The following is a 14,562-nucleotide window of genomic DNA, read 5'->3' on the forward strand; positions in this document are numbered from 1 at the left end:
AACTTACTAGTTACAGTTACTCACAAATTTACTTCTGTACCTTCAAGAAATTTAATACTAATCTCCCCTTTTTCTGAAATGGTGATACTATCTAAAATCCGGCACATTTCAACCCCATTAAAATTCCATTTTTTTCTAGAAACTATGTCTCTAAGTCGATTACTGTAATACTGTTTTAAACGACTATCAGTTTCTATAAGTTTGTTCCATTTACTTTGAAGAAGTTCTCTATTTTCCTTAAGAATACTTACAGCCATCATAACAGCTTTCTCAAGCATTTCTTCATCAATATGATTGTTTAAACATCCAACCTGGCCTTTAATCCTATATCGATTATTACACTGCCACACCTTACGTTTACCTCGACTTGTAGTCCAATTTTTCCTACCAAATGCTGATCCACATTCGGCACAAAATACTTTTGTTGTAAAGGAATTGTTTTCTTTCTGCATGATATAAAATTGGAGCTTATGTTGTTCTCTAAATTTCTTTCTTCTTGCTATTTCTAACTGAACAATCTCCCACTTTTCTCTATCTAAGATTGGTTCATGATTGTTCTCGATATAGTATTGATTAACTTGTCCATCATTATAAATTCGTTTCTTCGTCAGGAAATCAACGGTATAGGTTTTCTGAAGCAAAGCATCACCCTTGTATTTTTCATTTTGAAGCATTTTCCATATAGCACTAGGGCACCACTTTGCTTTACCTGTGCAACCTGGTATTTCCAGTTCTCTTAACTCTTTGGAAATAAATTCTGGACTGTATCCTTCTAGAAATCTATCAAATATATACCTTACGACCTTTGCTTGTTCATGGTTTATAATAAGATTTCCTTTTTCATCTTTGTCATATCCCATAAAGTTTGTAGTATTTACCTGAACCACACCACGCTCGAATTTCTTACGAATTCCCCAAGTTGAGTTTTCTGAAATGGATCTCGATTCATCCTGTGCGAGTGATGATAGAATGGTAAGTAGTACTTCTCCTTTTGAATCTAGACTATCAATATTCTCTTTTTCAAACGTTACTCCAATGCCTAGTTCTTTCAGTTCTCTTACATATTTGATGCAGTCCAATGTATTTCTGGCAAATCTACTAATAGATTTAACTAAAATTCTATCCACCTTACCACCTCTACAATCTTGTATTAGGCGGTTAAAAGCGTCACGTTTTTTTGTATTAGTTGCGGAGATCCCTTCATCCGCATAGATGTCTACTAACTCATAATCTTCATGTTTTAAGATGTATTCACGGTAATAATTAACCTGATTCTCATAACTTGATAGCTGTTCGTCTTGGTCTGTAGACACTCGACAATAAGCGGCTACTCTGATTTTTTTCCGAGTTTGAGATATGACCGTTTGCTGAGGGTTTTTGGCCGGTATAACCGTAATGTTTTTCTCCATCTTCTATCCTTTCTAACACAATTACTGGTAAACTTAGTTTCCAATCTTCAATATCCCTTTCAGGGACTCTCATCCCTTTACATGAATTTTTTCCTTCTTTGATATATTTGGAACAACACCAAACAATCTTTTTCTTATAAGATACCTGTCTTTTTAATGTTGAACCACAATATTGGCATTTTAGCATTCTGGAAAATTTATAGGTTTTATTTGTACCTTGGATCCGAGAACGGCTTTTCATTTTTACCTGAACCTTCTCCCATATTTCCTTAGAAACAATTCCTTCATGATTATCTTCGATATAGTATTGTTCAACCTGTCCTTGATTTAATTTCTTTGGACCGTTTACACCGTCATGAAAGTATTTTTGAAGTAGTAAAGATCCTTTGTATTTTTCGTTTTTTAAGATATTACGAATTGTGCTGTCATACCATTTCTTTCCTGCTACAGTTGGAACCTTGCCCTCATTAAGTTTTTTAGCAATCCTATGTGTACCCATCCCTTCTAAATAACTATAAAAGATGGTTCTTACTATTTGGGCTTCTGCTTTGTTTATAACAAGTTCACCTTTTTCGTTTAAATCATACCCTAAAAACTGTTTAGCATTAATGAGTAATTCTCCCTTCTGGAACTTTCTACGAAAACTCCATCGTTGGTTTCCGCTCATGCTTTGTAACTCTTCCTCAGCCAAAATTGCTAACACAGTCAAGACGACTTCACCTTCATTGGATAAAGTGTGGATATTCTGCTCTTCAAAAAAGATATCAATACCAAGAGTTTTTAATTCTCGACTTATTTCAAGAACATTGATGAAATCTCTTGCAAACCTTGATATTGACTTAGTATGGATAACGTCAATTTGTCCTTTTCTACAAGCATCTAGCATAGTTTGAAAATCAGGTCTATCATACTTTGAACCTGAAATCCCTTTGTCACAAAAAACACCCAAAAACTCAACATCATCACGTTCAGCATACAACTTTTCAAAATAGACTTTTTGATTCTCTAGCGAATCAAGTTGACTTCCGTTGGTTGTAGAAACTCGAACATATGCACAAATTCTCTTTTTTCTATTGTTATTCTTTGCTTCAATTTTTCTTATATTCATTTTTCCTCCTACAAGAAGTTTTTACACACTATATATCCCTCTAAACGCAATATTAGTCAAGTAATCAGCAACCCTGTACTTTAACAAAATGTCTTTATTGTCCTCTTACCTAAATAGGTACTTTCAAGATAGATTTTTCCGGTTTTAAGAAAAAATCAAAAAGAAAAAGCCTGATGTACTTCACCAGGCTTAGATTTTTTATTTGAAATTTAATCGCAATATGTTATAATAAACATAGAAAAAGGAGCTGAGCTACCAACTCAACTCCAATGTAGAACCGTTAAAAAGACGGTAGCTCGTATAACAGATTTAATCCGTCCTACTCGCTCAAAAGTGGGGACGGATTATTTTTTGTCCTTGTCTTTGAAGATTTTATAGCACAAGCCAATCAAAGTAATGGCAAAACTACCAAAACCAAGTATTGTCTGTACAACTTCAAATGCGGTCAAAAGAGTGCCCCTCCTTTCCGTCAGATTTTGATGAACTGCCCATAGGCATCACCTCTCTTTCGGTATAAGGAGCCACCGTCTTCACTTTTCTACAATAGATATTATACCACATGAACCACCAACTTCGGTGGTTTATTTTGTTTAAAGATTTATTTTAAGAGTAGTATCTACAAAATCTTAGTTAGTAGTAATCAAACCATCAGGTTCAATCGTAAATTCTGGTTTTACTGATAACGAACCATCAGACTTGAGATAGTACCATCCGTTTCCTGATTTAATAAATTGCTTAGATTTCATATCCCCATCTTTTTCATCCAAGTAATACCAAGTTTCACGATATTTTACCCAACCTTTAGCCATTCTACCATCCGACTTAAAATAGTACCAACGATGATCGATATGCATCCAACCAGTAACCATGGCACCACGCTTATCTAAATAAAACCAATCCTTGCCATCATTGAACCATTTATTGATGAAACAGTAGCCTCTATTATCAAAGTAGAACCATTCTCCTTTGATATTTTTCCATTGAGATTTTGGATAAGAGCCATCTGCTTCTTCCCACCACCAACCAACTTCGTTTCGTTTCCAGTTTCCTTCAGTTAGACCAGATTCAATATCTTTCTTAAACTGTTCTCTACTAATGCCCCATTTTGCAAGGTATGGATAGGGATCTACATGATCACTTCCATTATTTGGTTGGTTGTAAGTACAAAATTGATGAGTTTTAATCCCAGCAAGACTACTAGAATCTAGAGTTTTAGGGATTCCAGCCTCGTCAGCTAACTCACGTAATAGCTTGACATAAAGTCGATAATCCCTCATGAATTCTTCTTTAGATTCATGACTTTCTATTAGTTCAACTTGAGCGTAACCTTCAACATTCCATCCGCCACCAACATCATAAGCACCTCGGTCTACTAACCAAGTTTGCATGATACGACCATTCCCTACCACATGGGAGAAAAATCCTGACTCAACTGGACGACGCAAATGGTAATCCGCTTCATTTTGTGCTGTTGAGTTAGGATTACCTGTAGAGTGAGCATGAACTTGTCGATAGGGTTGCTCACCGATTTGAGGAAGATTTGTTCGTAATCTACTTTTATCAACTTCCATGATTATCCTCCTTATCATCGTTAGACTTTCCTTCAGTTAGATGTTCAAAAGCTTTTAAAATTGGTTTAAAAAGTAGAATATTCCCTTTTACTTTTTGATAGTTCTCAATTAGTGATTGGAAAGTAAAAACTAGGTATCCGATATAAATCGAATACAGAAACATAAATCCAGTTTTTTCAGGCAACAAAACAGACATCGGAATCAATAACAGTAACATAAAAATCCCTAAGACTTTTCGAATTAATCCATTGATTCCAATTCTACTCTTATACTCAACATCAGGATTTACAATTGCAGCAAATGTGCCTGATGCAAAGTCTACAATTTCCATGATGACAATTAACGCTAACGCATACAAAATAAGCCCATCTTCTGTTTCGATGAGCTTTCTTAAAAAATTAAACAATTCAATATCCATTTTTAATACTCCCTATTGTTCTTTTTTATTTGACTCAATTTCAGCTAAAACAGCATCTTCTAATTCATATCGTTTATCTCGGAACAATTTTTCTTGGTTTCTCATTTCGAGACGATGCTCCGCATAGAGCTCTGAATGATAGAGAAACTCAGATACTGTAGAAACACCATGTTCATCAACATCAACAGTATACTGCTTAACTACTTCATCACCAATCTTCAAATTTCCAACCAAACGTGTTGTTTTAGTAATTTCTAACGCCATTAACTTTCTCCTTTCTCTCTTTTAGTTTTTACTTCCTCAAATAAATCCTTGAGGTCTGAGTCATAATCTAATACATCTTTCATCAACTGTAGTTCACTCGCAGCAACTAAGTAAAGTGCCTCGCTCTGAGATGCTTGACTTTCAGCTTGCGCCAACTTTTTAGTCAATGAGTCAACTGCTAATTGATGGATTAAATCTGTGTTCATCTTCTAACATCTCCAATCGTTTATTTAATTTTCGAATATCAAGTATTAACTCTTGAATCCCTTTTAAAGCGATATTCGTTAATCTTGTATTATCAAGATTCAGAAAACCACCATTTTCATACACCAGTGACGAATCAATTTGTTGAACATCTTGAGCGATGAGTCCAATTTTGGTATGAGCCTTTTGAATACGATTCCCTATTTTCTTCCAGTCATACTCTTTAAATTGAAATCTTTTGATAAAATCGAGTGCTTTATAGTTAGATAAGCCTATATTCTCTTTTAAGTTTTTATCAGAAAAATGTTGGTTAACAATTTGCCATAAGCTATAAGCATTTCCGTTATATGAGTAGTAAATATCATTTCCTGATCCACCAAAGTCTAGAGACACATTATTAGAATTCCAATAACTAATAGTTCCTGTAGTTGAGCCATTAATGCTACTTTTGCCGTACTTTAACCAGCCAATTCCTTTTGCCTTAATGTATCCTTCGACCGTCAATAGAAAATCATCACTATCACTTGCAGTGTTTCCAGTAGTAAAATCTGAATCTTTGTAAATAAATAAGCCGTAAGGAACATTGTCCCCTCGGCCATAAGAACCTATAAATTGTACGCCTAAACCATCTTTAGAATTAAACTGACGAGGAACATTAATCTGTAATCCACCGTTGATAGCGTCAAATGAACCATAAGCACCTAACTTAATTTTTGTTTCTCCAGTTAATAATCCACCAGAAATTGTGGTTCCAGTTATTGTGCCACCCTGAATTCTGTCACCACTTAGTAAGCCTGACTTTATTTGACTAGCATCAATCCTAACACTTTGTACACTATTGATAAAAGCATTCTTAGCAAACAGCTGTCGTAAATAAGCTTCATTTGCAACTAACTTATTAAAAAACGCTTGATCCACGACAATTTTATCTGCAGTTACTGAATTTGACGCTAATACCATAGTAGTTACAGACCCAGATTCAAAGTTTGATGTCTTTAATTTATCAATCATTCCTGATTTAATGACTGCTCTATCAATTAAAGTATCCCCAGTGATATGAGTTGCCTTACCAATGATTCTATTAATTCCATTTGCGCCTAGATTAATACCTGAAATTAAAGAGCCTGCATTAGTTAAATTTTGAATCGAATAGGAACCTTGATGTTGCTGAACAAGACTTTCTGTTGCAATTTGTTGAAAGGATGTACTATCTACAAAGTTTTTAGGTGGCTGACTACCTCGAACAATTGAAATTTGGCCAACTGCCACAGTGCCGTTCTTTTCTAGCCAAATATGAAGCCCAAAATCATCTGTTTTTGTCACGGTTTTATTTATCGTAAAAGTTCCTGTAAAAATTTGAGCTGCGCCCGTTCTAGTCGGACTGATGGTGAAACCTCCTATTGAGTTACCTGATTTGATTTCAAAACCAACTTTTCCATCAGGTAGTACATCTATCCATAAATTGACCCTATAAGAAAGTTTCTCACCAGCAACAAATTTTTGACTATGAAGAGGCATTTGGAAACCACGCCAACCATTTGTTGTCCTACCACTTTGTGCAATTCTTAGCAGCTTGTATTCATTAGTTCCAGTCATAACTAAATTCGAATTCGGTTCACGTTCTCTATATTTACTAAAATTGGTTGGATCGTATACTAAGTTTTGGTTATCAATTAAATCACTGACTCTTGTAATCAGTCCTTCGGATGTTTGTACAACCTGACTAATTGTTTTGCCTTGTTCACTAATAGTTCTTGTATGACTACTTAGAGTATCTTTTACTTCGTTAAAAGCCGTTACAGTTGTTAAATCTTCGATAGGTTTAGTCCAATAATTTGGGAAGATATCTCCAGTAGTAATCATTAAAGCTCTCCAATGAAACTTACCTGAACTCGCTCCATCAATACGAAATTGTAATTCAAAGTTTTTAAAATTATTGAACATCTCATCTGTTACGATTCGAGAAATCTTAATAATATGGTAGTTTGTACCAGTTTTTAATGTAGTAGACCAAGAGGTATGAAAGGGATTAGAATGAACACTCCATACAGCACTATTATCTGATTTTTTATAGCCTGGACCTTGTAAGATAATTCTAGGAGTAACAGTTGAATCTAATACAACATTATCGACAGAAATATAAACAAATAGATTGATTTTTGTCCCTGAATAAATGCCAGTCGAATCACCATAAGGAATTTTTCCTAATGTTTGAATCCAATTGAGTTTCGAGTTTATTTCTTTGTATGAAGTCCAACTATCACTGGAACCAGATGCTAAGTTTCGATGAGAAACACTAGTTGGTATTAAAGCTTTAGTTTCACTAATAGTCCGAGTGAAACTATTAGATGTTTCTCTAACTAAGTTTTGCACGCTAGAGTTCGTTACATAACCTCTATCTAAAATATTTTTATCAACATCTGATTTAGTTTGAAATCCTTTTAAATTTATTACGGACTCTACCTGACTACTGGTCAATCGTTTGGCTATTTCACCTGCTTGAATTTTAATTGTTGTTTCAGTACTAGCAAGTCGATTTGTCGTTTGATTAAAATCTGTTTGTGATACTTTAGTCTTTATAGCATCTGCAGCAACTTGTAAATCAGCTTTAGTTTTAGATATTGCTAATGTGTTCTCTGATATTCTTTGGAGTGCTTCACTAGCTGTTTGTTTAATATTTTCTACATAGGTCTTTTCAGCTTTTAGATTTATTTTATCCTTGGCTTGTGATATTTCTGTTCGTTGTTGCTCTACGGTATTTTTGATAGCATCGAAGTCTGTCTTTGAAACCTTGTTAGTAATAACCCCCTTAAGCTTATCAATTGAAGATTCTACTGTCGTAATTTGATTCAATAAGCTATTCTTGCTGAGTTCAACTAACCGATTTGCTTCAGCAATAGCTTCTTTTTTATAGTTTAAGGTATCTGTTAGTACTGTATTAGTAGTTTCTTTAACTTCTTTACTGACCTCTAAGGCATGATTAGCTAAATCTCTACTACTATTTGCTTTAGCCAATACATCGTTGTATCTATTTTCATTAAGTGATTCATTAGATAGAACTTTAGAACCAACATCAGCGATCTTTCCTTCAATCTCTTGACGAATACCATCTGCGTAGACTTCGGCACTCGCTTTGACTTTTTCAATATCATCAAGGAGTGATTCTTTTTGTTTAGTGAATTCGGCATCAAAGGCTGTGTTCGCATTTTTCAAAGCTTTTTTAATTGCTACTTCTTGTAATGTGAAACCAGAGTCTAAAATTGCATTTGCAACAGTTGAAATTCCACTATTCGAAGTTGAACTACCTACCATTGGTTTATCATCAAAAGTAATCGAGATATATTCTTGTGTCAGTGCGTCAAATTCATAAGCGACTGCCTTTTTTGGAATATCAATCTCATGTTTCAAACTCTTGATATATACGGTATCACCTAAATGTACTACCTGCCCATCGAGTTCATAGGCTTCAATCGTAATAGCATCCGATAACTTATCAATTCCTTCATTCTTAAACTTAGCCTCAGCCCACTTCCTTAACTCCTCAATGCTTTTAAGAGTATTATTTTCGTACTCTTTTTCATTGATATATGGATAGTAAGTGATTAGAGGACTATCGACAGTAATTTTAATTGTCTGGTCTTTATCTTTACCATCCGGTTTAAATGTTGATTTTGCATGAATACGAGTAATGATTGATTGAGTTGATTTGGTTCTCTTGTAAGACTTTAGATTCTTATGTGTTGTTATGACAACACCCCTATTTTCACCTCTATTCTTCTTGATTGTCAGAGCCAAATTGTCACGAATCAACTCCCCTTCCCAAGTTCCTATAATAGAATGAGCACCATCCATTAAGACAGCATAGAGTGTCTTTGCTTCATTTGTATTGAAAGTACGGCGATCTGTAACATCACTCGTAAATGAAAAATCACCAAGATTGGTCTTAGTATTTTGAACCATTTGGGATAAGGCCATACCACATGTAAGATTAGCAACACTAATTGGTTCGATAGACCGTTGCATAATATCATCTGAAATATGGTAGGCGGTTATATCCAAACTATCATCGTTTTCAATTGGCTTTTTAATACGAAATAACTGAAATCCTAAGACAGGCACAGGAGCCTTGATAAGCATATCCTCTTTTATTTGTTTATAGATACCAGAATCGGTAATTGGATAGCGAATAGATAAGGTGAAATCACCGTTCAGGGTTTCTTTTACAATAGCAGTGCTAGTTTCATGAAGAGGTAATCCATTCCACTTTGCAGTTCTAATATCTTTGTTCAACAAAAATAACATTTAAGCCCACCCCCAATTTGTTTCAAAGCTTAAAGAAGTAATACCTCTACCAAGAACAACACCTACTTCTTTTTTAGCGCTTGGATCAATAGTGATAAAATCACCAGACCATTTGATGTACTTTTTGCTAGTCGTTAAAAAACTTGGACTTTTTGGTTCGTTTACCATCACTAGAGGTTCTGTAAGTTTTTCAATTTTAATAACCTGATCACCAATCGTAAACTGCGTCTCAGTTGTAGAATTTCCCATTATTGTTATTTTAGGAAATGCTAGAGACGTACCTTGAACTCTTAGCACTCCGTTTGATGTCAAAGTTTGTCTATCTATTGATTTAAAAAACTTTGTAGGATGACAAATAAAGGTAGCTTTTGTCGCATACACACCATCTCTCTCTTGTTTTACCTCAGTACATTTTACTCGGTAACACCAAAGACGTGTGGTTTTCATCCGTTCACTCTCAAGCCAAAACTGCTCCTTGATAAATAGACCCATAAATTGATGGAGTTGTTCTTCTGAGGGCTTAACAATGTAAATCGTATATGATTTTTCAATTAAATCACGGTGCTGATTTGTTTGCGAAAGAGCGCCACTCATTCCTTTATGTTCTAATAAACTCGTTTTACTCTCCGCTAGAATAACAGAAGGCGATTCGTGGACAATCACCTTAAAAGGAAAACTAGAAGTTCCAATTCCATCTATGACTAACTCGTTTCTTTTAATCATATAGTGGCTCCTCTCAATTGTTTTTGACGTGCTAATTCTTCTGCGATTCGACTTGCTACTTCATTTGCTATTTTTTCAATATCTGCCTGTTCTCGGATAATATTTCCAGTAATCGAAATGTTGATGTCTGGCATTCTTAAATCCATCGTTCTTGAAATACCTCTTCCGATTGCCCCAAGAGTAGATTCATTTAAAGGGAGTACCGCTTCGTTTCCTGCTTCTCCTCCTACCATTAGGGAATTCCCTATTGTTCCGAAGGCAGTTGGTTTGGTTAAAATTCCCCCTTTTGCATACCACTCAACTCCGATTCTAGGAATTTGTCCCTTTAACCAATCCAGAGGGTTTGCAGATCCTGACACACTAAAATGAGGTAAAGGAATGTGTGGCCACTGAAATCTGAAATTAAAGAGATTTTTGATAGCAGTTATAGCAGTTGAAACTGCATTTTTGGCAGTGTTAATTGCATTCGAAATTGTGTTTTTTACACCGTTCCAAACATTGGCCACTGTGCTTGAAATTCCATTTAAAATACCTGAAATAGTTGAACTGATACTATTCCAAATTGTACTGACAACGTTACTAATTGCTGATAAGAGATTACTAATTGTATTCTTAATCCCATTCCAGGTGTTTGATATAAGTTGACTAATAGTACTTAGAACTAAGCTTACAATTGACTTGATGGATTCCCATACTGTTGAAATAACTGCCTTTATTGTTTCCCATGCACCAGACCAATCTCCTGTAATAATTTGCATTACTGCTTTAATAATGCCTAAGACTAGATTGATTGCCGTTTCAACTACTTGTTTGATGATTTCCCAAGCTGTGCTGATGATTAGTTTTATGTTTTCCCATGCTGCCTGAATATAAGGTTCTAGAATAGACATAACGGTAGTTATAACTGTTGATATTGCATTCCAAACTGTGGTTGCAGCTGCAAGAATTAATTCTTGGTTTTCACTCCACCACGAAGTCAGTGTTCCCCAGATACTTAAAATAAAGTCTGATATTTCTTGAATGATAGTAGATATAAAAGAATAAATAGCATTCCAAATATCCGTTACTGCTGTTCTAAATCCCTCGTTATGTTCCCAAAGTTCTTTTATTCCTACAATTAACAAAGCAAGAACAGCTATAATTCCTAAGACTATAGCAATAACTGGTGCTACACTTGCTATTAAGCCACCAATTGTGACACCCATTGCTAAGGCAGCTGCTTGAAGCGCTAAAAATATAGGGAGTAATAAGCCTAATCCAGCAATAAGGCTACCCACAATAACAATAAATTGTTTGACTGGCGTTGATAAACCAGAGAACCACTCAGCAACTGAACGTAGCAAATCAGCTAGAATCTCTAGTATTGGTGCAAAAGTGACAGCTATAGCATCTCCTACTTCAGCTAATGCTAACTTAGCTTCATTTTGAGTAGTTGTAAATTTATCAATTGGATCTAGTGTCGCTTCATAAGTTGAGCCGACTGTTCCTGACGCTTTCTTTGCTGTTTCAGCTAAGTCATCGAAAGATAAAGCTCCACGACTAATAGCATCCACCATTCGTGGACCACCCTTAGTTCCAAATATATCTGAAGCGAGGGTTAACTTTTCAGTTTCACTAGTTGAATTTCTAATTTTTTCGATGGTTTCAGCTAAACCTTGTTGTAGGGTCTTTCCAGATGCCGCATACTTCACAGATGCTTTTGATAAGGATGATAAAGAGGCTGATGAATCCACACCAGCCTTTTCAAATTTCCCCATTAAGGCAACACCCTCATCAAATGAAAGTCCTAATGCCTTAATTTGTGGTGCTCCAGAAACAACCTTATCCATCAAATCTTGAACTCCAACCCCAGTAGCTTGACTGGTAAAGGTCACCGTATCAAGTACACTAGACAAATCCGTTGCCTGTAAGCCATAGGCTTCTATAGCTTTTTTAGCTGAAATAGCTGATGAGGTAACATCACTCCCATTTATGGATGCGAATTGGATGAGATAACTTGAAGCTGATTTTAAACGATCACCGGTTAAACCAAACTGAGTGTTCAATTCTCCGACTGCACTTCCAGCAGTGTTAAAGTCTGTAGGAATTTCTGTAGCAAGGTTCTTTGCGATAGTTGTCATTTCTTCTAAAGCTTGGCCAGTTGCTCCAGTTTTAGTGACAATGATATCCATCCCTTCATCAACTTCACTAAAAGCTTCAAGCGACTGTTTTCCAAAATCAATCAATTTTTGTGATAATTCTGCTAAACGGTCACTGAATTCCATTAGGATATCTGCCTTTAAGAGATGATTGATTTCTGATAGATTATCCTTCGCACTTGTTGAACTAGTGCCCATCTCTTCCATCTCATTTTGAAGATGATTATAGGCCGTTTTGGTATTATTTAGAGTCTGTTCCAGTTTATTGGCTTCAATCGAATTTTCGCCATACTGAGATTTTGTTAGTTCTAGCTGTTTCTCTAAATTCTGAATCTGTTTTTCTAGTAAAGAGGAACTTTCATTTACTTTTCTCTGAGCTAAAGCTAGCTTTTCAGATTCACTAGCATTTGAAGAAAGTTCACTTTCTTGTAATTTAAATTGACTCGTTAATTTTTCACTCTCAGAAGCTAGACGAGCTTGTTCTTGTTTCAAGCTATCCCATTGACTTTTAGTACTACTTAGTCGATTTCCATTTTCCGATAAGGCTTGATTGACACCCTCTAGTTTGCTTTCATAACTTTTCAGTACTGTCTGAGTAGTTTCTACTTCCCTTTGAAAGGCTCGATATTGTTCCGCCCCAATATTACCTGACTTAAATTGAGCTTCAACTTGAGCTTGTGCCTGCCTTAAGGTAGCTAACTTTTCTTTAGTAGTTTCAACTTGTTTAGCAAGCACTTCTTGTTTTTGAGTAAGGAGTGTGACATTTCCTGTATCAAACTTAAGAGCCTTATCAATTTGTTTCAATTCTTTAGTTGATTCAGCGGCTTGTTTATTTACCCCTTTTAAGGCATTTTGCAAGGGTTGTGTGTCACCACCAATTTCTATTGTGATGCCTTTTATATTCCCAGCCATGTTCACATCTCCTTTCTATTAAAAATTATCAAAATCACTTTGATTCGCTTTTCTTGTGTTGCTTGTTTCATTTGTCCGCAAGTTTACATAGTCAGTTTGATAATCAAGAGCCATCCCAATTGAAATATGCTTTAAGTCATCTATGGATAAACCAGTTTCCTTACAACAAAATAGATAGCTTTCTACCGTAAAGATTTCTTCACTTGCTGTTTCTGTTTGATCTGCTTTTTTCTTGTATTCATCCCTTGATTAAGCATGTTCATTAAGATAGTTGCTACTTCTTGAACCGGAAACTCCTCCATCTCCATAAAGAATTCTTTGAATGGTTTAATTTTTGGATTAGCAGATTTCGCAAACACCCAAAAAATTCTGTGAAAAAAAGTCATATCAAAATTAGTCAGGATGGACAAATCAATATCACCAGTCTCAAGATTTTCTTCCTCATTTAGGTGCTCAATCTTATCAAGAATTGACTGCGAACTCACCATTGAAAACAAGTCTTGAAAATAATCTTTACCAAACTGTTCTTTATAGGCAATGGGTGTATACGCATTAGTAGCCAATTCATAGGTCTTTCCTGAAATTGTAATACTATCTCTCATCTGTAACTCCTTTATTCACGAGGTTCAAAGACTTCCTTGAACCAATTCTGACGAATCTCATCACTTGTTTCTTCTGTCGTTTTGCGACGAACCACCTTATCAAGTGGACGAGGACTTGCCGTAAAGTTTAGCTCAACCTCATTAATATCTGAACCAGATTTTGTTTTTGATCCCATTGATGGACGTGATGCGTAACAGTAATACAAAACATGAAGCGTTTCTTTCTTATCTCCTTCAAAACGAAACATCAGAGCAAAATTCTTCTTTTCAGCATTTGCGATTTCAGAAATTGTTTTCGTTGTTGGATCCAATTTTTCTCCCAACACACGAGTTAAAAATTCTTGAGTTAATAAGGCGAGCTTCAATGTTCCCTCATAACCATCATTTGATTCCGAAGTATAAAAGTTGATATTATCTGCCTTGTATGAACCTTTGTCACCAGTCGGTTCTAAGGTTAGTTCTGCTGCACCTCGTAATCTTTCAACCGTTCCATAAGTCAATGCACCATTTGAAGCTTCAGTCGTAACTTCTGCCCAATGAACATCTTGTAGTCCAAAGGTAACTTTATTTTTTTCAGTCATAACTATCCTCCGTTTAATGAAATGTAATATGTAATTTGATAGAGTTTTTCTGTTAAGATATAAGTCTCTACTTTGTCAAAAAAAATTGAATGACTATCAAATAAGTCATCCATCTTAGTTTCAATTTCTAAGTCCTTCTTTAAGGTATATAGTTCCACTTGAAGATTAAGAGTCTTATGATAGCTCCAATTATCAGCTCCAGCATTTTCTGAGTCCTTAACAAGATATACAATAAATGGTGGTGCTGGACTTCTTCCTTCTTCAAAATGATGATAAGCTACTGGCAACTTTGATTTTATTAAAATGTTATAGAACTCTTTTAATGTCATA

The 14,562-nt window shown here is 35.3% G+C and carries 13 protein-coding genes; all 13 read right to left on the reverse strand.

The window, feature by feature from the left end; all coding sequences use genetic code 11:
* Nucleotides 1-20 precede the first annotated feature (20 nt).
* The gene (locus HT724_RS06315; RefSeq protein ID WP_345890311.1) at nt 21-1,313 is read right to left on the reverse strand and encodes a recombinase family protein; all 1,293 of its coding nucleotides are present in this window, start codon (nt 1,311-1,313) and stop codon (nt 21-23) included.
* Nucleotides 1,276-2,517: a recombinase family protein gene (locus tag HT724_RS06320; protein WP_173276754.1), complete on the reverse strand. Its 1,242-nt coding sequence runs from the start codon at nt 2,515-2,517 to the stop codon at nt 1,276-1,278. Before HT724_RS06320 ends, HT724_RS06315 begins: the two co-directional genes overlap by 38 nt.
* 344 nt (nt 2,518-2,861) lie before the next feature.
* Nucleotides 2,862-2,990: a putative holin-like toxin gene (locus HT724_RS06325; protein ID WP_173276792.1), complete on the reverse strand. Its 129-nt coding sequence runs from the start codon at nt 2,988-2,990 to the stop codon at nt 2,862-2,864.
* Nucleotides 2,991-3,143: 153 nt separating this feature from the next.
* Nucleotides 3,144-4,088, reverse strand: coding sequence for an N-acetylmuramoyl-L-alanine amidase family protein (locus HT724_RS06330; RefSeq protein WP_000451462.1), 945 nt, complete (start codon nt 4,086-4,088; stop codon nt 3,144-3,146).
* A complete protein-coding gene (locus tag HT724_RS06335) occupies nt 4,078-4,506 on the reverse strand; it encodes a phage holin family protein (RefSeq protein ID WP_045616014.1) in 429 nt (142 codons plus the stop codon). Before HT724_RS06335 ends, HT724_RS06330 begins: the two co-directional genes overlap by 11 nt.
* Before the next feature lie 12 nt (nt 4,507-4,518).
* Nucleotides 4,519-4,770, reverse strand: coding sequence for a hypothetical protein (locus HT724_RS06340; protein WP_001162702.1), 252 nt, complete (start codon nt 4,768-4,770; stop codon nt 4,519-4,521).
* Nucleotides 4,770-4,976, reverse strand: coding sequence for a hypothetical protein (locus HT724_RS06345; RefSeq protein WP_049520298.1), 207 nt, complete (start codon nt 4,974-4,976; stop codon nt 4,770-4,772). The genes HT724_RS06340 and HT724_RS06345 overlap by 1 nt, the downstream gene beginning before the upstream one ends.
* Nucleotides 4,942-9,276 carry a phage tail spike protein gene (locus tag HT724_RS10245; RefSeq protein WP_240156727.1) on the reverse strand — a complete coding sequence of 1,445 codons (4,335 nt, stop codon included), beginning with the start codon at nt 9,274-9,276 and terminating at the stop codon, nt 4,942-4,944. Before HT724_RS10245 ends, HT724_RS06345 begins: the two co-directional genes overlap by 35 nt.
* Entirely contained in the window at nt 9,277-9,999 is a 723-nt protein-coding gene (locus HT724_RS06360; RefSeq protein WP_173276753.1) for a phage tail protein, read from the reverse strand.
* A complete protein-coding gene (locus tag HT724_RS06365; RefSeq protein ID WP_173276752.1) occupies nt 9,996-13,049 on the reverse strand; it encodes a phage tail tape measure protein in 3,054 nt (1,017 codons plus the stop codon). Before HT724_RS06365 ends, HT724_RS06360 begins: the two co-directional genes overlap by 4 nt.
* A gap of 182 nt (nt 13,050-13,231) precedes the next feature.
* Entirely contained in the window at nt 13,232-13,651 is a 420-nt protein-coding gene (locus HT724_RS06370) for a hypothetical protein (protein WP_173276751.1), read from the reverse strand.
* Between the two features lie 11 nt (nt 13,652-13,662).
* Nucleotides 13,663-14,232: a major tail protein gene (locus tag HT724_RS06375; RefSeq protein WP_045616007.1), complete on the reverse strand. Its 570-nt coding sequence runs from the start codon at nt 14,230-14,232 to the stop codon at nt 13,663-13,665.
* A gap of 2 nt (nt 14,233-14,234) precedes the next feature.
* Entirely contained in the window at nt 14,235-14,561 is a 327-nt protein-coding gene (locus HT724_RS06380; RefSeq protein ID WP_173276750.1) for a hypothetical protein, read from the reverse strand.
* Nucleotide 14,562 lies beyond the last annotated feature (1 nt).

Origin of the sequence: Streptococcus sp. k-402, from assembly GCF_013277515.1 — a bacterium.
Taxonomy (GTDB): domain Bacteria; phylum Bacillota; class Bacilli; order Lactobacillales; family Streptococcaceae; genus Streptococcus.